Source organism: Mesorhizobium sp. M0983, assembly GCF_040318975.1.
GTDB lineage: Bacteria > Pseudomonadota > Alphaproteobacteria > Rhizobiales > Rhizobiaceae > Mesorhizobium.
On sequence record NZ_JAMYNH010000009.1, the window covers coordinates 1 to 25,830 of the forward strand.

Annotated in this window: 17 protein-coding genes; 5 read left to right on the plus strand and 12 right to left on the minus strand. The window is 60.3% G+C overall.

Translation table 11 applies throughout. From position 1 onward, the window contains the following. The coding region (locus NKH71_RS17705) for an NADPH-dependent F420 reductase (RefSeq protein WP_352895210.1) at window positions 1–517 on the minus strand (517 nt) is incomplete at its 3' end. Window positions 518–675: 158 nt separating this feature from the next. Further along, window positions 676–1,410: an SDR family NAD(P)-dependent oxidoreductase gene (locus NKH71_RS17710; protein ID WP_292208972.1), complete on the minus strand. Its 735-nt coding sequence runs from the start codon at window positions 1,408–1,410 to the stop codon at window positions 676–678. A gap of 268 nt (window positions 1,411–1,678) precedes the next feature. Between NKH71_RS17710 and NKH71_RS17715 the strand changes: the two genes are divergently transcribed. Beyond that, window positions 1,679–2,575 carry a LysR family transcriptional regulator gene (locus NKH71_RS17715; protein ID WP_352716854.1) on the plus strand — a complete coding sequence of 299 codons (897 nt, stop codon included), beginning with the start codon at window positions 1,679–1,681 and terminating at the stop codon, window positions 2,573–2,575. Window positions 2,576–2,777: 202 nt separating this feature from the next. Here NKH71_RS17715 and NKH71_RS17720 read toward each other — a convergent pair whose 3' ends face one another. From NKH71_RS17720 to NKH71_RS17740, 5 genes are all read right to left on the minus strand, one after another. Continuing rightward, window positions 2,778–5,078, minus strand: coding sequence for a mechanosensitive ion channel family protein (locus NKH71_RS17720; protein WP_352895211.1), 2,301 nt, complete (start codon window positions 5,076–5,078; stop codon window positions 2,778–2,780). Between the two features lie 347 nt (window positions 5,079–5,425). Beyond that, complete coding sequence (locus NKH71_RS17725) at window positions 5,426–6,508, minus strand: adenylate/guanylate cyclase domain-containing protein (protein ID WP_352895212.1); 1,083 nt, start codon at window positions 6,506–6,508, stop codon at window positions 5,426–5,428. Window positions 6,509–6,511: 3 nt separating this feature from the next. Beyond that, window positions 6,512–7,003: a Rab family GTPase gene (locus NKH71_RS17730; protein ID WP_352482333.1), complete on the minus strand. Its 492-nt coding sequence runs from the start codon at window positions 7,001–7,003 to the stop codon at window positions 6,512–6,514. Window positions 7,004–7,019: 16 nt separating this feature from the next. Next, complete coding sequence (locus NKH71_RS17735) at window positions 7,020–9,677, minus strand: OmpA family protein (RefSeq protein WP_352895213.1); 2,658 nt, start codon at window positions 9,675–9,677, stop codon at window positions 7,020–7,022. A gap of 7 nt (window positions 9,678–9,684) precedes the next feature. Continuing rightward, complete coding sequence (locus NKH71_RS17740; protein ID WP_352547373.1) at window positions 9,685–10,350, minus strand: DUF3450 domain-containing protein; 666 nt, start codon at window positions 10,348–10,350, stop codon at window positions 9,685–9,687. A gap of 409 nt (window positions 10,351–10,759) precedes the next feature. Here NKH71_RS17740 and NKH71_RS17745 point away from each other — a divergent pair, with 409 nt between their 5' ends. Next, the gene (locus NKH71_RS17745) at window positions 10,760–10,891 is read left to right on the plus strand and encodes a glycosyltransferase (protein ID WP_084642351.1); all 132 of its coding nucleotides are present in this window, start codon (window positions 10,760–10,762) and stop codon (window positions 10,889–10,891) included. Between the two features lie 81 nt (window positions 10,892–10,972). Then, entirely contained in the window at window positions 10,973–13,945 is a 2,973-nt protein-coding gene (locus tag NKH71_RS17750) for a trifunctional glycosyltransferase/class I SAM-dependent methyltransferase/polysaccharide deacetylase (RefSeq protein WP_352895214.1), read from the plus strand. A 305-nt stretch (window positions 13,946–14,250) separates the two neighbouring features. Here the strand turns inward: NKH71_RS17750 and NKH71_RS17755 are convergent, their stop codons facing one another. Further along, window positions 14,251–14,931: a redoxin domain-containing protein gene (locus tag NKH71_RS17755; protein WP_023716514.1), complete on the minus strand. Its 681-nt coding sequence runs from the start codon at window positions 14,929–14,931 to the stop codon at window positions 14,251–14,253. A 19-nt stretch (window positions 14,932–14,950) separates the two neighbouring features. Further along, window positions 14,951–18,250 carry an ATP-binding protein gene (locus tag NKH71_RS17760; RefSeq protein WP_352482328.1) on the minus strand — a complete coding sequence of 1,100 codons (3,300 nt, stop codon included), beginning with the start codon at window positions 18,248–18,250 and terminating at the stop codon, window positions 14,951–14,953. 279 nt (window positions 18,251–18,529) lie between these two features. Between NKH71_RS17760 and NKH71_RS17765 the strand changes: the two genes are divergently transcribed. Continuing rightward, window positions 18,530–19,624: a branched-chain amino acid ABC transporter substrate-binding protein gene (locus NKH71_RS17765; protein WP_352482327.1), complete on the plus strand. Its 1,095-nt coding sequence runs from the start codon at window positions 18,530–18,532 to the stop codon at window positions 19,622–19,624. An 80-nt stretch (window positions 19,625–19,704) separates the two neighbouring features. Next, window positions 19,705–22,176, plus strand: a complete 2,472-nt coding sequence (locus NKH71_RS17770) for an adenylate/guanylate cyclase domain-containing protein (RefSeq protein ID WP_352590478.1) — start codon at window positions 19,705–19,707, stop codon at window positions 22,174–22,176. Between the two features lie 549 nt (window positions 22,177–22,725). Here NKH71_RS17770 and NKH71_RS17775 read toward each other — a convergent pair. The 3 genes from NKH71_RS17775 to NKH71_RS17785 all read right to left on the minus strand — a co-directional run bounded on the left by NKH71_RS17775 (window position 22,726) and on the right by NKH71_RS17785 (window position 25,743). After that, complete coding sequence (locus NKH71_RS17775) at window positions 22,726–24,111, minus strand: hypothetical protein (protein WP_352895215.1); 1,386 nt, start codon at window positions 24,109–24,111, stop codon at window positions 22,726–22,728. Between the two features lie 208 nt (window positions 24,112–24,319). Beyond that, window positions 24,320–24,844, minus strand: a complete 525-nt coding sequence (locus NKH71_RS17780; protein ID WP_023716519.1) for a GNAT family N-acetyltransferase — start codon at window positions 24,842–24,844, stop codon at window positions 24,320–24,322. Between the two features lie 74 nt (window positions 24,845–24,918). Then, entirely contained in the window at window positions 24,919–25,743 is an 825-nt protein-coding gene (locus NKH71_RS17785) for a hypothetical protein (protein WP_352547379.1), read from the minus strand. Window positions 25,744–25,830: the final 87 nt, after the last annotated feature.

Genomic DNA, 25,830 nt, shown 5'->3' on the forward strand with positions numbered 1-25,830 from the left:
TGAGCTTTCCCAGCTTGACGGGTGCGAACCCGAGTTGTTTGGCCAAGGCCGCCACCGGAGCGGTCGCGTCCTCGTCGTCGCTCGACAGAAAGACGACCCGGTGCACGCCCTCGACGATCGGATCGGCAGCCAGGGTGGCCGCAATCAGGTGATTGAACCCTTTCACGAATTTGGCGCCGGTGAACGCCTTCGCGACGAAGGCGGAGGACGGGAGACCGTCCAGCTCTTCAGGGACTGGAAACGCGTTCATCGCGTCGATGACAGTCTTGCCTTTCCAACTCGGCAGGACCTTCGCAACCTCGCGATGCTCCCCGAACGGCACCGCCAAGATGATTGTGTCGGCCTCGAGTGCATCCCGCAGCGACTTGGCGACGACCGTGGGTCCAATCGCCCGAGCCTGCGGCGCCAGCGCCTCGGGCGGCCGGCGGCTCGCGACGGTCACGTCGATGTTTTTACGGGCGAAGGCGTGGGCGAGGGCCTGGCCTATCTTACCGAATCCTACAATAGCGTAGCTCATAATACTTCTCCGATCCGTGTTGGTCTTGATTCCCCGGCCCTCAACGGCGCTGGGTTATCCGTTCTACTGTGTGGCGTCCTTTGCGTAGACGTCCCGGCGTTCCATCATGGACACGCTAGTTCCCGCCGGTCAGCCGCTTCCCGCGATCCGCCGCGATTTCAGATGGCCGAGAAGCCTCCGTCGACAGACAACTCCAGCCCATTCACGAAGCTCGAATCGTCTGAAGCAAGAAACAGCGCGGCCGTCGCAATTTCCTCAGGACGCCCCATCTTTCCCCGCGGGATCAGGGATTCGAACATCCGCTTCCCCTCCTCGTCGAGAACTTGGTCCTGCATCGGTGTGGCGATCGGCCCCGGGTGCAGCACGTTCACCCGGATATTCCTGCCCTTCAGCTCGTTGAGCCACCCGCGTGCGAATGCGTGCAACGCCGCCTTGCTCGCCGCATACACGCTGTAACCAGGAAAACCTTTCACCGAAGCAACTGATCCGGTCATGAAGATCGATCCGCCATCGTTGAACAGCGGCAATGCCTTTTGCACCGTGAACAGCGTGCCGCGCGTATTCAGGCCGAAGGTCGCATCGAAATGCTGCTCGGTAATCTCGCCCAGTGGGACGGCTTCGCCCGTGCCGGCGCTCGCATACAGGACGTCGATCTTGCCCTTTTCCCGCTTGACTGTATCGAACAGGCGGTCGAGGTCGTCGAGATTGGCCGCATCGCCGCGCACGCCGGTCACGTTCCGGCCGATCAGCTTGACGGCCTCGTCCAGCGCCTCCTGTCTCCGGCCCGTGATGAAAACATAGGCGCCTTCTTCAACGAACCGCTTGGCGCTCGCCAGCGCCATGCCGCTCGATCCACCCGTGATGACTGCAACCTTACCCTCAAGCTTTCCCATGACTTCTCCTTTCGTGGTGTCGGGACAGCATCTGCCTCCGAGAACCTCGAAATGGGTCCGCCGGCGTCAGGTGTTGAGTGCGGAAGCGCGCACATCGGTGGTGCGAAATCGATCCGGCTGGACGACTGAGGCCAGCCGCGACGATCGGCGTCCGCCGTTCGAAATTGGGCCGCGCTCGTCGACATAAGCTATGATGACCGCCCGTACTGCTGTTCGATGTGTTAGATACGGGCTTTGGAAGGCGCACCGCGCGGTGCCGGATTGCACCATGATCGACTGGGATGACGTTCGCTACTTTCTTGCCGTCGCGCGCGGAGGCTCCGTGCGGGCTGCCGCCGAGCGCCTCGGTGTGAACCACTCGACCGTGCTGCGACGCGTCGCCCAGCTCGAGGAACGCCTCGGGGTGCACATGTTCGAAAAGCTGCCTTCGGGCTACCGCCTGACGGCTGCGGGCGAGGAGGTCCTCGAGTTCGCGGACCAGATGGAAGTGTCGTCGCACCTGCTGGAGACGCGCGTCTTCGGGCGCGACCAGAGCGTGCGCGGGCTTCTGCGGGTGACGCTGGCACCGCCCCTCGCGACACACCTGCTCATGCCGGACTTCGCCGATTTCGCGCGTCTGCATCCGGACATCGAGATGGAAATCTTGTCGTCCGGCGAGCTGGCAAATCTGACCAACCGAGAGGCCGACGTCGCGATCCGCGTCGTCTACGACCGCAAAACCCTGCCGCTCAATCTTCACGGCCTGAAGGGACCGGAGCTGTTCGGCGGCGTCTACATGTCTCGCGATCGACTAGCCGCGTGGCGTGCGGGCGCGCCTGATCCCATCCGGTGGATCGTCATAAGCATTCATGGCATCCCGGATTGGGCCAGCGAGGGTGAGGTTCGTACCACGGGGGTTCCGTTCAGGACCACGGACGGCGAGGCGCAGATCGTTGCAGTACGGCAAGGGCTCGGGATGACGACACTGCCGTGCTTCGTCGGAGATGCCGACCCCCTACTGGTGAGGGTGCCGGGCACCGACCTGCACATGTACGGAACGCTCTGGCTTCTCACACAGGGGGAGACACGCAAGACAAAGCGCGTGCGGCTCTTCACCGAGTTCGTATCCCGCAGGCTCGCCGCGTACGCGCCGCTTCTCGCGGGACGGTCCTTATCGCGTGACTGACGCGCGGCAGGTAGCCGATGGCGCTGTCTCGAGCGTACCGCTGTATCAACTTACGCAGCCCGATGTAAATCTCGGGACGGACTCTGGTTGTAGACTGCCTCGAGACCGTCTTTTTCGTCTTAACGGTTGAAGATAGAAGAGTATCCCTGCCACGGGCGATGCGCGGAAAGCGACGCTGTGACCGGCAGGTGTCACAGCTTTCCTACTCCGGTGTGCTGGCTTTTTTTCTGCGCCGAATAGTGTGCGACTGAGCAACGGCCATTTTCAACTCGGGTGTGATCTCCAACGGCGCATTCTCTGCCCCATGTGGGTTCTGTAGCCCCTGGACCTGGACGGTCGGAAATGGGAGTTCGATGCCCTGCTCTTTGAAGACTTGGCGGAGGCGTACATAGAATTTGCGTTTCATACCGAAGGCGCCTCCCGGTTTGGTTGTGGCCTTGACCCTCAATACGATGCCGTATTCGCCGAACTCCTGTACGCCCTGCATCTTGATCGGGTCGAGCACCCAGTGTTTGAACTCGGGATCTTCCGCCAGTTCGAGGCCGATCCGCTTGATCAGCTTGCGAGCGAAGTCGATATCGGTGTCATAACCAACGGTGATGTTGAATTTGTCGATAACCCAGTCACGACTCTGGTTCTGGACTGCCCCGAGTTCACCGAAAGGTATCGTGAACAGCGGACCACGATGGTGGCGCAGCTTCACCGAGCGCAGCGAAAAGCTTTCCACAGTACCCTTGTAATTGCCCGATGAAATGTATTCGCCGACACGGAACGCATCATCGAGCAGGAAAAACACGCCTGAAATGACGTCCTTGACGATGGTTTGTGCCCCAAAGCCCACGGCGACGCCGACGACGCCAGCGCCGGCGATCAGCGGGCCGATCTGGATACCCAGCGAGGCGAGCATCATAAGCACCGCCATCACGATGATCGATGCGAGCAGAATGTTCTGGAGGATCGGCAAGAGCGTGTGCAGCCGCGCCTGCTGCGGATCGAGGACCGGGACATCCTCGTCGCTGATCACAGGGTGCGGTGTTTCGATGCCCAGCTTTCGTTCGATCAAAGCTTTGATGATCGACCAGCCGAAATCGGCTGCTAGGGCAATGACCATGACATTGACCAAGCCGCGCAATATGAACGTCGTCGTCGTATCGCTGTCCCGCATGGATTGCATGTCCAGACCCCAGACACGTGCGAGAAAGTAAGCCGCCGCCAAGATGAAAATCATTCGGATTGCGCGATCGATGACAGCGATCGTCACCGCCGGGATCGTAGGCCGGCCGACATCTTCCGAACCTGGTCGCAGAACGAAATTAACCCCGCGCTGCGTCATCACGATTGCAAAAGGCAGGAAGAATGCGGCGAAGGTAAACCAGAAGTATGTATAAAGGCCGGCGATGCGCTGCAGGAACAGGACGACGAAATAAGCAGTCAATAGCCATGTCGCTTCCGTGTGACCGATGTGGCGCGCACCGTCTCGCTGCGTTCTTGGCCGACGCCAAATCGCGAGCAGCAGGAGCACCAGCAGCACGAAGTCGGCGCCTAGTGACAGGACCATCATTCCGTCCTGATCGATGCCGAGACCTGGCAAGAGGATAAACGCGGCGCCGAAGAAGGCGAAGACGCCGACGATCCGGGGTAGCCAATAGGACCAATGGTCAGCCGCTTCGTTGGTGATCGGCAAAGCACGAACCTCGACGGCGTTCTCGACGTTCATGAAGGAAGGGACGAGCGTGGCCATGACGTACATGCGCACACCCCATGTAACGACTGCCGCCATCAGAAATGTCAGTACAATCTCGCGGATAAGCATTGGCCAGTCGAACAACATGAACGCGCCGGCGCTGCCCAGTGCGAAAGAGACGATCAGCATGCTGGAATAAAGCATGCGACCACCAATCTTCTTGGCTCGCCCAATCGGCGTATCCTTCGGTTGCGCGATAATCCAAAGACGAAATGGACGGGTGAACTTGAACGTTGCCCAAGTGAGTGCCAGGCCGGCAGCGATGAACATCGCAATCAGCACAAATACGGCGGCTGACCCCTTGCTGGACATATCCTCCATCGTCTCTGCCCGAACGCGCGCGAACTGGCCTGGCAGCAAGGGCAAAGTTCGCACGATTCTTTCGATATGATGCCTGATCCCATCGAGCGTCGAGGATGCCATCGTATTCATCTGGCCGGGTGCGGCCACGGCGCCGGACGATGCGTCGGTCGGCGAAACTCCTGTCTCGGCAGGCGCTCCCGTTGACCCGGCGTCCTGATTTCGCTGTTCGGCCACCCAGGCCTTCACTGACGGATCGTCGAGAAGGTCGAGCAGCTGTTTGACCCTTTCAGGCGGGGCGGTCGCCGGCGCCTGCGCCTGTGCCTGACCTGTCAACAAAAGGGCGATCCCAAAGACGAGCGGCCTGGCAATCAGGGCAAACATCGCAGTCAGGTCTCCGAGACGCCGTGCCAGGCGCGCCAGGTTCCTGGCCCCCAATCGTCGAGTGATGCGTGGCATCGTGCTGTTAACCTTCCGGTCAGATCGGCTAGCAACGACATCTATGTCCGTTGTTGCCCTACCTTGAAGAAACCGATGTTGCGGTGCAAGACGTCATCGTTTCGACCCAGACCGTTACGCCGGGTACTTCGCGGTGTCTACTTAGCCGCCGGGGGAGGGCATTCCGACCTAGGCCCAGCCTCCAGCCGTTCTATGAACTGCGCATCCGTGATGCTGGGCGTAAAACACCCGGCACCAGGATCCCCCAGGCCAGAACGCGTATGCCGCGGTGGGCATCGCCGACCGAGGCTATGTGATGGAAACTGGGCGCATGACCGTGCAGGGAAGAACGATGGCGACGTCAGATATCAGGATCCGATTTCCCCCGGGAGCCGCCACATTCGCACACGACCTGTACCACGCAATTCCGTTTCCGCGAGTGGGTCGCAAGCAAAATTTGGTCCAAGCAGTTGATGAGTTGCATCCGAAATACGGATTTCATCGGGCTCCGCGGACGTTTGGATACGTGCAGCGAGATTAACGGTGTCGCCCCATAGGTCATAGGCAAACCGCCTTTTGCCTATGACGCCCGCCACGATTGGTCCTGAGTGAATTCCAATTCTGAGTCTTATCGGTTCTCCTGCGAAGCGTTCGAGCTTAACCGCCTTCCGCAGTTCAAGTGCATAGTGCGCAAGGGCTTCCGCATGATCGGATCGCGCGGCGGGCAGGCCAGCGACCACCATCACACAATCGCCGATTGTCTTGATCTTTTCGCAGCCGTATCGCTCCGAGAGCAGATCCGCCGCCTTGAAGAAGTAATTTAAAATAGCGAGCGTCGTCACGGCTCCGACGTTCCGCGCTCTTTCCGTAAAACCGACGATGTCGGCAAAAAGCACACTCACCTCTGCGTAGTTGTCTGCAATTTCTTCGTGCGCTTTTAGCCGCTCCGCGATAGACGCCGGAAGAATGTTGAGGAGCAGGGCTTCGGCGCGCTGGTATTCACGCGACAATCCCTCTTGGCTCGCCCTCAACGCCTCGTTCATCGATTGTAATTTCTCGTTGAGTTGACGCTCCCTCTCTTGCAGGAGCGTCATTTCATAAGCCTTCTGTTGAAGTCGCTGCCTATTGTCGCGTTCGGCAGTGGCGTCAAGAAAGAGCAGCCACACGCAGGCATTGTCAGCAAAAAGATGGAGGTCCGCGACACGCCCGCTGGGCAGTTCGACCATGGCCATATGATATGGAAGCTCCGGGCAGGGCAGCAAACCTTCCATGAATTCAAGCTGCTCGGCAACAGGCTTACCTATGCGAACTGATGAGAGTCCGTAATGTTCAACGTTACCGCCCTTCGCAGCTATGCAAAGCTGGGCGTCGATTTTCAGATATGCGACGGAGTGCTCGTTGTCGAAGAAATCGTAAATCCAGCTTCTGACTTCTCGTGGCAATTCATGCATGGTCTATTTGCTAACCATCGAAGCAAGATGACGAAACGCATCATCAACATGTTCACCCGAAAGCGCACTTGTTAGATAGATTTGCCATCCAAGTTGCCTCAGTTCGTTAATTTCACTATCCGATATTGCCCACCGATCGACCAGATCGGATTTGTTGAACAGCAATACAAACGGCATAGCGCCGAATTCCGCCTCGGCCCGCTCGCGCAACGTGAGCGCCACGGCAAGAGTAGCGGCGCGGGTTCCATCGACGACAAGCACGAGCCCGCTCGCACCTCGCACATAGCTGACGCGGAATGAGCCGATATCGTCTTCGCCGGCCAAATCCCACAAAATCAGATCCACGGTTTTGTCCGGGAATGCGACACTCTTCTTGTCGATTTTCACTCCCACCGTGGTCAAGTAGGTTTCGGAAAAGATGCTTTGCACAAACCTGCGAACCAGACTCGTCTTTCCGACAGCGAACCCGCCCAACATGCAGATCTTCTTTTGCAATATCCTGGGCTCCGCCCTAGTGGAAGTTTACCGTAACCGAAACTCTGCGATTGGCCGAGCTCCCGGTTCGGCTATTTTCAGTCTCCGCTGGCTCAAAGGTGCCCGCGCCGCGAACCAAGAGCAATTCCGGATCGACGCCGCGCTTCTTGAGAAGCGCACGAACTGTTTCCGCGCGCGCGGCGCTGATGGACAATTTGGCCGTTTCACGGCCCGTCTCGTCCGAATGGCCGGTCAACATGAACTGTGCTGTTACGCCTGCCTTGCGGGCGTCCTTGGCCAATTGCTTCAACTGATTCGCCAATTTGTCGAGAACCGGCAGTTGCTCTGGTCCCGGTACAGCCTTGCCAGAATCGAAGAAAATGTCGACCGCTTGAATAGCCTCCCTCAAATGAGTGAGTTCCGGAGGGGTCAACTCACGCAGCTCGGAGATTTCTAGAGAGAGTCCGTCCGCGGACAGCTGTTGGGCGGCGACCCGCGCCCGATCTATCCAGGCGGCAGGAGCCTCACCCTGGGCAACGATGCGATCCTTGATGATCGAAAGCCGTACCGAATCCGGCGGACTCAGCGACGCCATCAGCCGCTTCAGCACGAACTTCGGATCAAGGCTCTGATAGAATTGCCACTGCGAATGAACGCGAGCAGGATCGACCCCTGTTCCGGACAGCAGAGCCTGCGGGTTGGCGGCCTGCGGGTCTCTCAGGCCGGAAATATAGAAATGTCCGCCCCTCGCCGTTTGTTGGGCGACGATGATGCCCGCTTGGGCCTCCAGTCGCGACACATAAGTCTGCCAGTGCTCCGCCGCGCGTGCTTCGGGGCTCACATCACGAACCTTGGAGATGTCGAATTCCGGTCCGCCTGCCGAAAGCTGTCGGGCCGCTGCGCGCGCCCGATCTATCCAGGTGTCGGGAGCCTCACCCTCGGCAACGATGCGATCCTCGACGATCGAAAGCCGAACCGATTTCGGCGGGGTCAGCGACACCATCAGCCGCTTCAGGACGAACTCCGGATCAAGGCTCTGATAGAATTGCCACTGCGAATGAACGCGGGCGGGATCGACCTCCGTTCCGGACAGCAGAGCCTGCGGGTCGGCGGCAAGCGGGTCTCTCAGGCCGGAAATATAGAAATGTCCGCCCCTCGCCGTTTGTTGGGCGACGATGATTCCCGGTTGGGCCTCCAGTCGCGACACATAAGTCTGCCAGTGCTCCGCCGCGCGTGCTTCGGGGCTCACATCACGAACTCTGGAGATGTCGAATTCCGGTCCGCCTGCCGAAAGCTGTCGGGCCGCTGCGCGTGCGCGATCTATCCAGCTGTCGGAAGCCTCACCCTCGGCAACGATGCGATGATTGACGATCGAAAGCCGAACCGATTTCGGCGGGGTCAGCGACACCATCAGCCGCTTCAACACGAACTCCGGATCAAGGCTCTGATAGAATTGCCAGCGTGAATGAACGCGGGCAGGATCGACCTGCGTTCCGGCCAACAGCGACTGCGGGTCGGCGGCAAGCGGGTCTCTCAGGCCGGCAATATAGAATTGGCCATCGCGCACCTTTTGTTCGGCAACGATGATGCCCGGCTGGGTCCCCAGTCGCGACACATACGCCTGCCAGCGCTGCCCGGATTGCCAGGAAAGAAAGAACCAACCGCCTGCGGGAATCAAAACCAGCAGGACTGCAGCCACTACCAGCCACGGAAATCCCTGGTTTGATTCCTCCTGCTTCAGTTCAACGCAGGTCTGCAACTGCGTCTCTACGCCGGCCAACTGCGAACTGTCGCCGTCAAACTGCTCTAGAGCCTGTGAGCATTCATCATGGATGCGAAGCAATACATCGCGAATTATTTCATGTAATTCCTCCGGCGGATTTCCCCGGATCACCGCAACCAAGGTCGCAAACGGTCCAACTTCCGACCAGAGACGAAGCTCCCCGAAACGAATAGTGTCCAGGCCGCTCTGTTCTTTCTCGTTAAATGAGTCTTTTACAAAATCTTGAATTGCACTAAGCATAGAAGAAATGAGTTGAGGATCTTCGCTAGTTGCATTGTCGGCAGTTACATGCGCTATCAAAAGCCCGGAATTGCGATTGATGAGGAAGACGTGTTCCACACGATAGACAAGAGAATGCTTAAGAACAACTTCTGAGAAGCTTGCTCCTGTTCTCCAAGCTTCAAGTCTCCACTTGAGTCCATGCCAGGTAAATATATGTCTTAAAGTTTCATTCAGCGATTGAAAGGTTTGGTCGATCTTTTCGCCGATCGACTTGCGAATAGCCGGCAGAAACACCGGGTACAATATATCCGTAAGCGTACGCGGGCTCTTCTGGATGGACCGTTGCACGGCCCTCTCGACAGCCGGCGCAAGGGCCTCTCCGAGTTGCGCATGAAGCGCACGTGCGGCTGCACTGGGGAGAACGCTCCCCACTGCAGCCGCAAGCTGCTCGGGTTCGTCGAGCAGGTGCGTAACTCGTGAAAGCTCCGAAATTTCGCGACCGACCAGCAACTGGCGAAGCGTTTCCATGCGAGGATCGGCGGTCGGGATTCCGTCGAGACGCGCACGATAGTCCGGATCAACGTTCCGGGCAATTTCGATCAAAAGGCGAGCCAGAGCCTCGCGATCAATCTCTGTATCGTTCGAAGCTGTTCTTTGAGGAAGGCTGATTGGGTCGACGGTTGACGTCAAGTTCCGATCAACTCACTTTCCAGCTACGCTCCGAGTTGCTCTTGCTGCCGACGGGATCCTGATTTAAGCATTTTGCAACCTCGACAAACAGGCCAGCCAAAAGATTTCGGTCGGTCTTGACATTGCCGAGATCGGAAAACATTTTCTCCATCAGCATCTGAATGCTTTCATTCTTTTGCTTGATTTCCTCACGCAGCAAATGGTCGTTTCGATTTATCCGGTCCGCAACTTCGCGCTCAAGCTCGCTCAACTGATCCGACAACGCGCGCACCTGCTTTTCAAGCGCCTGATTTTGCTCGCGAAGATTCCGGTCAATCTCCTTGTCGGCGTCGGCTCGCGCGTCTTTTTCGTTCCGCAATTGCGCGGCAAGCGAGTCGACCTGCTTCTTTGCATTTGACTCGTACATTTCAAGATTGCGCTTGGCCTCGGATTCGACATCCTTGAAGCGCTGCAAGACCCGTTCTTCAAGCTTGGAAAAGCGGCGGTCATAGTCCTGCATCTGGTTGCCGAACAGCAGATCACGTATCTTGTCGACACCTACAGCGTCGCCGGGGGCCCCGCTCTCGCGAGCCTGGCCCGCCACGAAGGTCAGCCCGTTTCCGTCTGCATTACTTATCAGATTTGCGTCCGCTTTATTTGCCGAAGAAGCGGTACTCGAAGATTCCTTGGCCATCCCATGCCCCTTCTTTTGAACATTGTCACAGCGCTAATTTAGCAACTGATAAACATGTCAGCAAAATAGCCGACCCGCAAGCCGGAATCTTCTCGGCTTAAGTCGTTTCGTGCGTCCCCATTCGGGTAGATTTGGACATGCGGCTCGATCCGGATCAGCTTACGCTCGCGTCTCGCCCGCGATCATCTTTTTGCAGATGAAATGCGCGAAAGGAAATGCCGCGGCGCATCGGCCTCAGTCTAAGCCGTCGGGCATGCGCGCTTGCCATTCGCCCTGTCTTCAAGTCTTTTTCGCCTGCCTCTAATTCGCCCCGATCTTGACAGGGCAGTGCTGCCAGCCGATGCCGTCATCCGGTTTTGACATTCGCCGACTCTTGCCGAAGAAAACGAAAGCTCGATGATCCAGGACAATGCTACCGCAAGGCGGTGTGGTACCGATGCTCAATGCCGAGCAAACCGTCGGCGCAACGCTTGCCGGCATCCGCCGGCAGACCTACCAGATACTGGATATAGTCGTGGTAGACGATGGGTCGATGGACTGATCGGCGTCGATTGTGACGGCCTATGCCGAGAAAGATCGACGCATCTTGTTCTACCTTCGAACCGGGCGCGAGTAAGACGGCGTGGCGCCTAATCCCTTGGTTTCAATCGTGGTTCCTGCGCACAACGCGGAGGTAACGCTGGCGCGCGCACTCGATTGCCTTCTCGATCAGGAAATAATGGACTGGGAGGCGATCATCGTCGACGACGCCTCCACGGACCGCACCCCCGCGATCATCGCCGGTTATGTGGAGCACGATGCCCGATTTCGGACGTTAAGCTCTTGCGCGTACAGCGCCGCCGGCGCGCGCAATAGCGGGATTTCGACAGCGCGCGGCCACTGGCTCATGTTTTTGGATGCGGACGATTGGGTGGATGCCAGCTTCCTTGCGAAAATGCTGGCCGCACTTGAAGCAGCGCCCGATGCGGTCGCCGCCTATTGCGGTTCTCGGCGCGTGATGCCCGATGGCGAACTCACCCCGTCGAGCATCGCAACGGAGGTTGCGATCCAGCCCTTCGAGACATTCGCCCGCCGGTGTGCCATCGCCATTCACGCGCTGCTGGTCGACCGGGAGACAATTGTCGAGTTGGCCGGTTTCGATGTGTCGCTGCGCACCTGCGAGGACTGGGATCTGTGGCAGCGCCTCGCACGTCTAGGCAAAAATTGGGTGATGGTCGACGAGCCGCTCGCTTTCCATCGGGTCAGCCCCAACTCGCTCAGCCGCAATTCGACGCAGATGCTGGCAGATGCGGAAATCGTGATCGGCCGCGGTTTTTCTGCTGATCCCAGGGTCAAACACCCAGCATCGGCTCACGCCAATGGAGCGATCGAGGCGAACGGCCGCACCGCTTCCGACGCACTCGCATGGTTCGCGTTGTGGAACGCCGCGTCGGATTGCGGCTGCGGCTCGCGCTCGATCAACCCGCAGTCCCTGCGCGCGCTCCCGGCAGGACGTAAGTGGGCGCGTGAGATCGCCAAGGTGGTCTTCGATGGCCTTATGGTAGGAAGCCTATCGGTGCCAGCGCAATTGGCTGCCAAGTGGGACAGGTTCGGCGGCTCCCTCACCGAATTGATCATCGAACTCGGCAAGGTCTGGGACGATCCCGTAGCGGGTCGCCGCGTCCAGTATCACCTTGAGCAAATGCTTCTCGACTTCGACGATCTTGCCGCGCCGCGCAGACTGGCGCGGACACTCGGCATTCGCGTCGACGCTCGAAATCCGACCTCGATCGAGCTTCCAGAAGGAATCGATCAAATTTATGCTTATCTGATGATGGATGGCCAGATCGAGGCTTTCGTACAGTTCGGCGTACTCGGGAAAGTGACAAGGCGTCATTGGACTGAGTTGATCCTGAATTTCGTGCCCCCTGAGCGGCTTATGCACAGTGCCGCGCCGCTTGCGAGGCGATCACCTTTATCTGCACCGCAAAAGGGCGCCGGTACCGACAAGTCAAACGTGTTTGCAGCCGAGGCATTGTTGTCCATAGCGGGACGCCGGTCTGATCGGGACAGCCATTTCGGCAAACTCGCGGGATTGGCCGTGGAAGCGCAGGCGCTGGTTGGGTCGAGCGCCGAAGCTACAGAGCCTCTAGCAGCGCCGCGCCGTGCACGGGCCGCGGATGGGCACGACAACGATCGCACGTCTTTCTGGAATCGCCATTTCGCGACCGAGGATCCCTGGAACTACGGCTCGCCCTATGAGCAGGAAAAATATGAGCGGCAGCTCGAAATTTTGCCTGCCGGTCCCATCGGGCGGGCGCTTGAGCTGGGCTGCGCGGAGGGCCACTTCACGCGTCAGCTGGCGCCGCGGGTGGGCCATTTGACCGCAACTGACATCTCCGCCGTAGCCATCGGGCGGGCGCGCGCGCGATGCGGCGATCAGCCGAACGTTGAGTTCGGCGTACTGGATTTCTCCGCCGACACGCTGCCGGGTGAGATGGATCTGATCGTCTGTTCGGAAGTGCTCTACTACCTGGATGATCTCGCCGAGTTGCGGCGCATCGCCAAAAAACTCGTTGAGGCGTTGGCGCCTGGCGGCAGTTTCATCAGCGCACACGCGTTCGTGCTACGTGACAATGTTGAAAGGACGGGCTTCGACTGGAATACATTCGGTGCACAAGCGATCTCAGAGACGCTGGCAGCGACCGACGGCCTCGTCCTCGAGCAATCGATCCAGACCGAACTCTACCGCATAGACCGCTTCCGCCGTCTGTCACCAGGCTACGTGGCGACGGAACCGACGATTGATCATGTGCCAATCCGCGCGCCCGTCGAAATCGGGGTCGCGCGAAAAATCGTCTGGGGCGGGGCGCGGGCCTTGCGCCGCGACGTCGCACGTAGCGAGCGGCGACAGCGTATCCCCGTCCTCATGTATCACAGCGTCTCCGATGAAGGTCCGGCCGCGCTCGCCCGTTTTCGGCTCACCCCCGCCGCATTCGCCAGCCAAATGGCATGGCTGCGCGCCAATGGCTTTCACGCGATTAGGTCCGAGCAGCTGGAATGGTTCATCGCCAACCGTCAGCCTTTCGTTGGCCGCCCAGTGCTCATCACCTTCGATGACGGCTTCCAGAACTTTGCCGACCATGCCTGGCCGACCTTGCGCGCGAATGACCTGACCGCGGAAGTGTTCCTGGTGACGGACCTGGTGGGTGAAAGTGCACAGTGGGACGCCTACAGTGGCCCGCCGACGCAGCTTATGGACGCCAGGACAGTGCGACGCCTCGCCGGCGAAGGTGCGTTCTTCGGAAGCCATCTGGCGACGCATCGCGCGATCGATGGTCTGTCGAGCTCTGACTTGGCCGCCGAACTCCTGCGCTCTCGTATGTTCATCGAACGGTGGACCGGTCGGCCAACCACGGCGTTCGCGGCACCCTTCTCGGTCACCGACCGACGGCTTGGCAGGCTGGCCAAGGAGTGCGGCTATCGGATCGGCTTCGGCGGCAGACACGGGCCGGCGGACCTCGATTGCGATCCCATCGACCTTCCGCGGATCGAGATTCGCGGGGATCGCTCGCTCGATTACTTTGTTGCCCGTATCGAGGCCGTGCTCGAATGAACGGTGAGCTTGTCAGTGTCATCATTCCCGCTCACAATGCGCAAGATACAATCGACGAGACGCTCCGCAGCTGCGCGCTCTTTCGAGATTGTTGTTGTTGACGACAGCGTTCTGACGGTTGGAAGGGGTGCTGTCGCAGCCACCCCACGATACAGGAGCCATCCACAGAGGACATCGCTAGTCCAGAGGCGACAGAAAGCATTGCCAGGACCGTACATTCTGGCTCGTCGAGGCCAATGTTAGATTTGTAACAAATTGGTTCCGCTTTTTGTTCAGTGCCGCGCCCGTTTACCTCGTTCGCAAGTCTATTGGGCCACTTGGGACACGGCTGACATCAGCTCCTGCGGGCTTGGCGCCCCAAACATGTATCGCCCGCCCTCTGGAACCTCCGTGAAGCTCCAGCGGACGATCCCCTGCCGATCCAGTAGGAACTGACCGACCAGTTGTCCGTGTCCCGTTGCCATCATCTGCTCGTCGGCTTCGGTCAGTTCGTAATGGTCCCTCTTATTAAGGATTTCGCTGGCCGCAATGGGGTCCATAGGACCGGGCAACTCGCCTGGTATATCGACCCGCATATCCTTTGCCGCTGCCATCGAGACCTTGTACGGCCAGTTCGTCTCGTTTTGGGTGAATTCGAGATTGGGCAGTCCAAAAGCACGATGTGAAGCGCGTTCAGGGTCGGAGGCCGCAAGCAGATTCGGCATCGGATGGTAGCGGAAATAGAGACGCGCCCGTTCGATTGGCGTGTTGACCACCGTCAGGCTCTCCACGCCCTTTTCGCGCAGCTCCGGATCAAGCCGCGCCTGGGCGGCGATATGGCGCCGGCAAAACGCACAATGCAGACCTCGAAACAGGCCGACCAGCACCGGCTTTTGGCCGCGAAAGTCGTCAAGCGCGATCTTGCCTTCCTGGGTAATGGCGTCGAGTATCAAGTTCGGCGCACGGTCGCCCGGTTGAAGCGGTACCAAGTCACTACGCGCGGACATTTTCCACCTCCAACCCCGGCTAGTCGAGAAAAGGCAGCACCACAAGCGCTTCCGGGTCGAGCCCGTGCTGGGCGCATATACCCTGCGCCAGGGAAAAGTAGCGTTCGGCCTCGGCCAGATTGTCGAGGTCGAGATTAAGCGTTGCAAGACCATCATAGCACGGAAACAGCAGTTGGGGTTCGCCCGTTTCGCGGGCTACGTCCAGTGCTTCGTGGAACAAGCCAACCGCCAGCTCCGGACGCCCGTTGCACTGGTGGATCTGCCCAAGCACGATCAACGGCACCGGCAGGTGCTCGCGCTGGTCGAGCGCCCGGTCGATCTCGATGGCCTTCTCGGCAGCAGGTACGCCCTCCGTTGGACAGCGATCCGTGAAAGTACAACAAGCGACCGCCAGATTGGCGAGGAGGCGCGCCTGGAAACCCAAATCACCAATATGGCGCGCCACTTCAAGACCGCGCCGACAGACCTCCATCGCGTGCGCCGGATCGATGGTCGTGTAAAGCACGCCGAGATTGGTGTAGCCGCGGCAGGCCGCGCCCAGTAGACCGGCGGCTTCGGCCAATTCAATGCTATGCTCAACCTGACGCACGGCCTCACGGTTTCGCCCAAGGCGAGCCAGCGCAACAGCCTTGGTATTGAGTGCCTCGGCGGTCACAAGGGTGGCATCACGCCCTACCTCGGAGACATGCTCCGTTGTCAGAGTGCGTACGCAATCCAGCGCCGCGTCTGCCCATTTTGCCGCGAGAGCGTGATCTCCGCTACGGAACGCCTGTCGGCCACGTTCTTGCCAGAGATGCGCCTGCTCGATCGGGGCATCCGCTCCATCGAGGAGCGCTGCCGCTTCAGCATAGCGGGATTCTGCGTCGTCCCGCTTGCCGACGTCCCAGAGCAGCCGACCGATCTTGCGTAAAACTCGCGCCGACGCGACGCGATTGGCCGACTCGCGGTATACCTGCAACACCGTTTCGTAATGGTGGTGCGCGATCTCGCGGCGGCCTGCCGGGCCGCTCAAATCGGCAATGCGCTCTGCAATTGCCAGTTTGAGCGGTGTTTGCCCGATCGCGCCCAACGCAGTCAGTGCTCGCTCGTAGAAACGAAGGGCGTCGTCGTTGGCGTATATCATGCGAGCGCGATCGCCCGCCGCCTGCAGGTAATGCGCGCCCTTCTCCCGCTCGGCGCTCTGTGCGAAATGATGACCGAGCACGGTCAAATCCTCGAGCCGCTCCGGCTTGTCGCCGAACAGTTGCTCCAAGGCAGCTCCGACCCGCCCGTGGATGTCGGTCCGCCGTTGCAGGAGTAGATTCTGGTAGATCACGTCCTGCAGCAATGTTTGCGTAAAGCGGTAGCTTTGCGACGAGACCGAGCCTGATCCGGCAACTTCCTCGATGATTTCCGCATCGCAAAGCAGTTCGCAGCCGGCTTCGAGCCGGCCGGGGTCGGTTGTCACAGTTTTCAGAAGTGTGGCATCGAAGCGCGGGCCGATTACCGCGGCCTCCTGGGCCAACCGGCGCACCTCTTGGGGCAGCCGGTCGACGCGGGCAAGCAACATTGCCTGGATAGTGGCGGGGATGCCGGTTGCGACTTCGCCTGCCACAGTCCGCCATCGCTGGCCCTCTCGCATCAGTACACCGCGATCGATAAGGCCGCGAACGATCTCCTCTAAAAAAAGGGGGTTGCCGCCCGCGCGCTCGAGAATCTGGTCGAGAAGCCCTCCTGCGGAGTTTACCCAGCTCTCGCCGAAAAGCGCCGCCAGCAGGCTGCGTCCGTCATCACTGCTGAGCGGCGGAAGCCTGAGCGCTGTGTGACTGACCCGACTTGAGTCGAGCTGGTCGTTATCCGGCGCCGGACGATGCGTGACCAGCAACATCAACCGCGTGCGCTCCAACCTGTCCATCACGAAACGTAGTGCCTCAAGCGACACGGCGTCAGCCCAGTGCAGGTCTTCGACGACAATCAACAGCGGCGACAACGCAAGCCGCCGTTCGATGATTGTGCGGACTGCGTAGAGAATTTGCCGCCGCAGCTGCTCGGGTTCGACATGCTGCAAGGTGGCATCGGGGTCGCCAAGGCCGAGCACATGGTAGAGCAAAGGCATCAGCCGCTTCGCCTCCTCGCCCTGCAGGCCGAGATCGGTAAGCAAGCCTGCGAGCTTCCCCCGCATTTCGTCCCCATTGTCGTTTTGCATCATCCCGGCAGCGCTGCGCACCACTGCGCCCAAGGCGCCAAATGATTGTTCGCCCAGCGGTGAGCACGTGGCCAGCCGCACGGCGACGTTGCGAAAACGATCCTCGTCGCCGACGCGGGCGACGAACTCCTTCACCAGCCGCGATTTCCCGATACCGGCTTCTCCGACGAGGCGGACGAGTTGGGCCGAGCCGCTGCACGCCTGGTCAAGGCTCGCCATCATTCTACTGAGCTCCGCACCACGACCTATTATCGGCGCACTGAGGCCGAGCGCCTCGAGCCCACGCGCTGCACGCGGCGTCGCAAGCGGTGCATCCAGTCGATGGACGAGCACACTGCCAGCCTTGCCGCGAAACACGACATCACCCAGCGACTCGTAAGAGAAGGCATGCCGGGTCAGTCTGTGAGTGAGCTCGCCTACCAGCACCTCACCCGGTGCGGCCAGCGATTGCAGGCGTTGCGCCGTATTCACTGTGTCGCCGGTCACCGAATAGGATTTGGCGGTGCCGATGCCCAATCCGCCAGTAACGACCGGACCAGTGTTTATGCCGATGTGGAGCAACAGAGGCGAGCCGGAGTGGGGGGTGCTTTCGCCGAGCCGCGCCGTCCGGGCGATCATGTCGAGAGCGGCGCGAAGCGCACGTTCGGGATCGTCCTCATGCGCGACCGGCGCACCGAACAACGCGAGCAGTGCATCGCCGATGAATTTGTCGACGAAACCACCAAAGTTTCGCACGGCCGCCGTCAATTCCTTGAACAGTTTGTTCTGCAGCGCTTGCATGACCTCGGGGTCGAGCTGCTCGCTGAGCGTCGTGAAGCCGCAAAGGTCGGCGAACAGGACCGTTACCGTCCGGCGATCGGCGTCAGAGAAGGGATGCAGCCCTTCTTCGCTTTCGATGTCCGGAAGCATCGATGGAGTTCGAGAAGGCGGCACAATGGTCCGGCTTGGTGTCGGAGCAGGCCGTTCGACGACTTTTGCGGGCGCACCGACGTTTGCCCCACATTTCGGACAGAACTCGAAATCAGGTGCGCAGGGGTAGCCGCAACTGGCGCATGGCACGGGCTGGCGCCTGCCACACCTCGGACAGAAGGCGTAACCGCCCTCAACCTCGAAACCGCAGCCCGAGCAGTCCATCGAACAAGACCTCACTAGAGGCCGTCCCGGCGTGACCTCGCCACGCACTTCACGGCCAGGCTATTCGCAAGGATGCACCGATAGTCGTCGACCGGCAAGCGGGAGCGCAAATGGGCATCGAGCGATCAGTGTGGGTCCGGTGGCAGGGCGCTGCGGGCAGGCATTGTTGAAGGCGCAATAGTTGTCGGATCCGCGAACGCCGCCGAGACAGCCGCGCTTGCCGAAGGGGCTGTCGGCTCTGACGGGATTGGCGTAAGCTACAGTTAAGGGGGTGCACACATGCACCGCATCATCGCCATGGCGATCTTAGTTCTCGCGGCCGCGTTCAGCTCCGCGCGGGCGGAGGTGCTGATTGGGGTTTCATCTGCGATGACGGGACGGCTCGCCTGGTTCGGCGAGCAGGCGCAGCGTGGCGCCGAGATGGCCGTGGCCGACATCAATGCGACGGGTGGCGTACTCGGCCAGCAGATGAGGCTCATCACGGCCGACGACTTCTGTGATCCCGAGCAAGCGGTCGCCGCAGCCCAGAAATTGGTGGGTGATGGTGTGGTGCTCGTCGTCGGGCACTACTGCTCTGGAGCCTCGATCCCAGCATCGAAGGTGTACGAGGCGGCGGGCGTTTTGCAGATTTCACCAGGATCAACCAATCCGCTGTTGACTGAACAAGGCCGCGCCAACGTTTTTCGAGTCATTGGTCGCGACGACACGCAGGGGATCGTGGCCGGCAACTACCTGGCCGAGCATTGGAGCAACAGCAAGATTGCGATCCTTCATGACGGCACCACTTATGGAAAGGGTCTTGCTGACGAGACTCGAAAACAGCTGAACAAGCGCGGCGTAGTCGAAGCGATCTACGAGGAATACACACCCGCGAAGAACGACTATTCGGCCGAGATCGCTGCGCTAGAGGCTGCGAACATCGCCGTGGCATATGTCGGCGGATATCATGCCGAGGTCGCACTCATGGTTCGCGCTGCGCGCGACCGCGGCTACACGGTTCAGCTAGTCTCAGGCGATGGCATGGCGACCGAGGAATTTGCTTTGATCGCCGGCCCCGCGGCTGAGGGTACCCTCTTCACGTTCCCCGCGGACGCTCGCCGAAATCCCGAAGCCGCCTCGGTCGTCGAGCGGTTCCGGGCTGAAAACTTCGAGCCCGCAGGCTACACGCTGCTCAGTTACGCCGCCGTCCAGGCCTGGTCGCAGGCAGTGGACAAGGCCGGCTCACTAGAGCTCCAAGCCGTGATAGCGGCGCTGCGCGGCAATCAATTTGATACTGTGTTGGGCCGTATCGACTTTGACAACAAGGGCGATCTCACGAGCCAAAACTGGGTATGGTACGTCTGGCGAGGTGGAGAGTACGTGCCGGTCGAATAAGGACCGCCGATGCCGTCGCCGCTTGAGACAGCTGATGGAGATCGAGTTAGCTGGACCGTTCAGAGCTATGTGTCGCCGTTATGCTTGAACGCTTCGGCATACGTGGCCGTCTGTTGCTCGCTTTTTTCGGCATCAGCACCTTCGCCGTACTCGCGACAGCGGCCGCTCTCTATGCCTTCCTCCAGGTAGGAGAGGTCGTCGACCGCATCACCAAGGATCGGGTACCGTTGGCGCTCGCGTCCCTCCAGCTGTCGCGCCAGGCAGAGCGGGTAGCCGCCTCTGCGCCCGCCGTACTTACTTCGACCAGCAAAGCTCAGCACGGCGAGGTTTCCGCCGCGGTCGGGGTCGAGATGACGCGCCTCGAGGAACTGCTTGCCGCACTCAAAGGTGCCACGCTTAGCACGGCGGTGGTGGCTGAGATCGAGGCTGCAGTTCTTGGTCTGCGGCGCAACCTCAACGCCCTCGACGACCTTGTTGTCGCCCGCCTCACAGTGGTGGCGCGCAAAGAAGAACTGTTACGCCGCTTGTCGGCTACGACAAATGCAAGCCAGCGTCTTGTGGCGCCCGGTATCCTCGTGATGAATTCCAAGCTCCAGCAATGGCAGGCGGTTACAGCCGACACGTCGCTCGCGCCGGATCGCGGTGCGGCGGCGGCGGCCGACCTGGTCCAGGCAATTGCGGCCTACATTCCGCAGCAGAAAGCGCAGCAGGAGATATCGGCGGTCAATGACGTGCTGGTCAAGACGACGGACGCGCCAACGCCAGACGATCTGACGTTGATCCTGTTTCCGCTGCGCCGGTCGCTCGCCGTTCTCGACACGGTTTCCACCGAGATCGACGAGAGGCTGCGAACCCGTTTCCAACAGCGGGTCGGCGAGTTCAAGGCATTGATCGACGGCGGGAACAGCATCCCGAAGGCGCGCAAGGACGAGCTAGCAGTGCTCGCAGAGGGCGAAAAGCTTCTGGCCGAAAACAATCGGCTGTCGCGCAGTCTCACCGCTGCCGTCGATCGCCTGGTCGCCGCGGCAGACCGCGAGATCACCGCGTCCGGTCTCGAAGCCGCGACGGTCCAGCGCTACGGTACCGGAGTTGTCCTTGGCTCCGCCTTTCTCACCCTCTTGAGTTCCGTTCTGGTTGTCTGGCTCTATGTCGACCGTAGCCTTCTCGCCCGTCTGGGAGAGGTGAGCCAAAGCATGTTCGCAATCGCCGGCGGCGATCTTCGTGCGCCGCTGCCTGCCGCGGGCCGCGACGAGATCGGCCGGATGGCCGAAGCGCTTAGGCTCTTCCGGGACACCGCAGTCGAGGTCGAGGAAAAGAACCTGCGCGATGTCGCTGAGGCGCGCCAACGGCTCATCGATGCGATCGAGAGTATCTCCGAGGGATTCGCGCTGTACGACGGGGAGGACCGGCTTGTCCTCAGCAATAGCCGCTACCGCGAACTGCTCTACAGCGACCTTGCGATCGAACTGATGCCCGGCACGACATTCGAGCACATTATTCGCCGATCCGCTGAGCGCGGCTACATCAAGGATGCCGAGGGGCGGCTCGAGGAATGGGTCGCCGAGCGGCTCTCCCGGCACCGCAACCCAGGCGAACCGTGGGTGCAGCGGCGAGGCGACGGGCGATGGATCATGATAAGCGAGCGGCGGATCACCGCCGGCGGCACGGTCGCGGTCTATTCGGACATCACTGAGCTGAAGCAACGAGAGGAGAACCTCGCAGAGAAATCCACGGCTCTCGAGGCGCTTTCCAACAAGCTGGCCAAATACCTGGCGCCGCAAGTGTACAGCTCGATATTCGCCGGCCGCCAAGACGTTAGAATCGCCAGCCAGCGGAAGAAACTGACAATATGCTTCTCCGATATCGCCGGCTTTACCGAGACCACTGACAAAATGGAATCCGAGGATCTCACCCAGCTCCTCAATCACTATCTGACGGAAATGTCGAAAATTGCTTCGGATCACGGCGCGACGATCGACAAATATGTCGGCGACGCGATCCTGATGTTTTTCGGCGACCCTGAGACGCGCGGCGTCAAGGAGGACGCGCTGGCGTGTGTGCAGATGGCTCTCACCATGCAAAAGCGGATGAGCGAACTTGCCGAAATCTGGCGTGACATTGGAATTGAGACACCGCTGCGCTGCCGCATCGGCATCCATACCGACTACTGCACTGTCGGTAACTTCGGCAGCGAGGACCGGATGGATTACACGATAATCGGCGGCGCCGTGAATCTCGCCTCGCGCCTGGAACAGGAGGCGCCACCGGGGACCGTCCTCATTTCCTACGAGACGTTTGCGCAAGTGAAGAACACGATCGACTGTGAGGAGATGGGGCATGTCCAGGTCAAGGGGATCGCCTATCCCGTCGCCACCTACCGCGTCATCGATCTGAAGGCCAATCTAGCCGGCGCTTGTCACGCCGTTCGAACCGAGCTGCCGCACTTCAGGCTGGAACTTGAACCGGAGCTGATGTCCGCTGACGAGCGTGACGATGCCGCCACTGCGCTTCGAGACGCGCTGGATCGGCTTTCCCACAAGCCCGGGCAGTAGGGCTTGGTTCACAACGACCCTTCCATGGACGCAAGGAGTAGGATGTGGGACGCAGCTTATTGGCGCTGTCGATGCGAAGGCCACAGAACGGTCGCGGTCAGTCTTTGAACTCGGGCGGAACGTCCGCATCGGAGCCGAGACTTAACATTCACGGCATCACTGGCAAGGTCCGGATATGGCGCAAGTTGCCCGTTCCGGGGCGCCGCCTTAAACGGCAAAGTTTGACCCAGAGCGGCCGCTCGGCGTGACAGTGTCGAACGTCCGAAAGCATGATAGAGCAGTCATTGCCGATTTCGAACTCGCTGTGGACGGGTTCCGCAAGGCCGGTGTCGTGCAATGACAGGTGAGGCCATGTCAGGTCAGGCCTTGAACTGCAGACGGCTCTCAGGCAAGCCATATGACTGTCGAGGCGGAAGCCGTCGTCGAAATCCCAAAACGCATCAGCGTCAAGGAAAGCGGCCGGACCAGACGCCAGAGGCTCACCGATAGTCGCCGTCGCTTGCGGTTGCTCACCAGAAAATCAACCTGAAATAAGGCTTGAAGTGAGGCTCAGGTCGGCTTGATCTCTGCCCGGCCGATCTTGCGCCATCGGGTGTTTTCGCGAACCAGTTTCAGGTCGTCGGTCGTCTCGGCAAATGTCCGCAAACGGTATTGTCGGAGCAGGTCCGGGAAGAGCGCCCCTTCCGGCAGGCCGGCAAGCTGCTCCCGGACCGAGATCTTTTCATCGATGACCCGCATGCCCCAGGCATTTTCCCGAACCTGCAGCTCAGCGGCCAGATCGCGCTCTTCCGGCGCGTTTTCGTCTAGCACGGCCAGAAGGATCGAGTGGAAAAGCGCTACATAGCCAATCTGTCTCAGGCCGCCCACGACCCGCACGCGCGGCAATATGGCAAGGACGAGGAACGTCAGGAACAAGTTCGGCAGCAGCACGCCGTCCAGCAGCCCCTGCTTGAGATGCAGCCGCTCGAACGGGATTAAAAGACCATGCGGCCTGTCAGGCTCGATCAGGTGCCCGTTCTCGAGGACGAGCTTGCGCACGCGCTCCTCGCGGATGCCCCAGAAATAGTCCGTGGCATTGGGCAGGAATCTGCCAAACGGGCTCGATGCGGCCTCTTGCAAGGCATGTTCGAGACGCTGGCGTCTTGCGGGTTCAATGAGCAGCCTGGAAAGAAGGCTGCCGTCATGTTCTAGATGCCGTGCCATGGCAGCCGCGGCGAGCCGATCATCGATGAAAACCGGCAGGGCCATGCCGGCACGATCCCAATTGGCGACCAGATCCTCGTTGAGGGCTGTCAGCGCATCGGCGGCGGTTCCAAACACCTTGTCCTGGCTGGCAAGCAGTGTGCCCAGCCAGCGGCTGGCATCCGTTTCATCGCCCACCGCCTCAAGCGCGCGCTTGTTGAGGGAAACGGGACCGGCCACGCAGGCGCTTTTGCGGCACAGTTTGTGGCGCCCGATGCCAAACAGGTTGACCTTGTCGTCGCCGACATCGAGCCATCCCGGCCCCTCCCGGCCAATTGTCTCCATGGTCATCGTCGTTCCCATGAAGCCGAAGAAGGCCGACAGCCCGTTTTCGACCGCGCCGAGCCAGGCAAGCAGGAGGGCATCGAAGGTGATCCGGTCCATCAGAAGCAGGCAGTGCAGGCCGGACTGAATCACCGGTCTGTACTCGAACTCGTCGAGGGTCTTGCCGATCTCGTCAGGCTGCATCATCACACCAAGGCGCTGATGCAAGACTTCGCGCAGGATCGATCGGGCAGCGATCGCCGGGGCCGATGCAGGCCTTGCCACCGGCCGCCACAGATGGCGGGCGTAATCGGAAACCGGTGCATTCCAGTTCTGCTCGATGTCGCGCACGACCTCCGGGCAGAGCAGCGACAGCACAGCCAGAATTTCCACCGGAGGCGTAGGCGTTGGGTCAAGGACGGCGGTCATTGGTCCCGTCTAGCCGCTTGCGGTGCAAACGCCAAGGGAGACCAGACTTGCTGGATGCGGCCGGCCCACACATAGATCGTCAACTCGATCAAGATGGTGTGAGCCGAAATGACCGTCTCCTACGGAGTTCTCCATAAGCAACCGCCTGTTCGCCGACTCGGCACGAATTGTTAGGTTGGCTAAACAGTTAAGGCCAAACCAGCGGATCTTAAAACCGCAGGCGGGCCATGCTCAGGAGGTCGTGGTACTGCCCGTCGGTAAAGCCGGCCTTCACATGCCGGCCTTCGACCTCAAAGCCGTGGCTTTTGTAGAGACGGAGGGCGGGTTCGTTGTCGGCATAGACGGTCAATTCGACCCGCTTCAGGGCGCGCCAGTTGTCGGCTACGTCAAGCAGCGCGCCAAGTATGGCGGAGCCGATACCTTTGCCGACAAAGGCATCGTCAAGGCCGATATTGATCTCGCCGATATGCGAACGGCGCGGCGAACCCTGCACGACCAGGCTGCCATGGCCGACGACCTTGCCGTCCAGCTCGGCAACGATCCAGGTGGTTTCCTGGCCGGACTTGGCGATACGCCGCGCCACCTGCTCCACCATCTCGAAAGGCATCCTGAGCGTGCCCCAGCGGAAGCCCGGCATGTTGAAGATAGCGCAAAGCGCCTCCGCATCGCTTGGCCGGACGGACCGGAGCTGCGGCTGGATTTTCTCGGAGGGTGGCGAGGTCGTGCTGGTCATGGCGTTCCCGGCGAAGGCAATCGGCCCGGTACGATGCACCGGACGTCACCTGAAAATCCAGCCGTCTCTGCAACCTATGATGCCGATTGCGAGCTAAAATACCGGGAGGCGGCGTAGAGTTTGAAGACGCCGCTGATGCCGATCCAGCCGAAAAGGACGAGCCAGCACAATGTCCCGGTCGCTGTCCAGTCGATCCGGTGCACCGCAGCGTCGGTGATGGCGACGCCGAGGATGGCAAGCAGGCCAACCAGAAACTGCGCCAAGCCGAGCACCAGCAGTTCCTCGCGCGGCGCGCTTCTCCAGACCAGATATATACCGCCCGCACCGGCGAGGAAGACGGCGCTGTAGACCTGAGCGTGGAAGGCATCGATCGGCCATGGCCAGATGCCACTGAATGTCAGGGGAAACAGCAACAGGCCGACGCCATAGAGCCCAAGGATCGCGGATTCCGCCGGCATGTAGCCGCGCCATGCGGGATTTAAGGTCACGCCTTTTGCAGAAGGACGGGCCCTGGCCCGCCACAGGAACAGCCCGGATACCGCGACCGAAGCAAGATAGACCAAAAACCACAGCCAGGGCGCTTTGCGCTCGAAGTTGAAATAACCGAGATTGATGAACGAAGCCACCGACACGATGACGGTGAAGATGAAGGCCATGACGAGCACGAGCCTGCCGGGCGACCAGCGATTCCAGACCAGCAGCGCCGCCATCACGACCATTTCGGCGGTGTAGAAGCCACCGAGGAAGCGCGCATTGAACGGCGTGACGGCCCAAGGCCAGCCCGGTTTGACCAGAACAGGCACGAAAAACAGGCCGGCGCCTACGATCAGGACGATGATGACCACCGCAGAGAAAAGGCGCAGGGCCGCGGGAAATGGCGGGTTGTTGGATGTCGGCATGGGAGAAAATCCCAAAGATGAATGCTCCATGGACCATCATAGTGCTGCTTGCGGCCGGTGAAAATCCGCCGAATGGAAATTGGACGG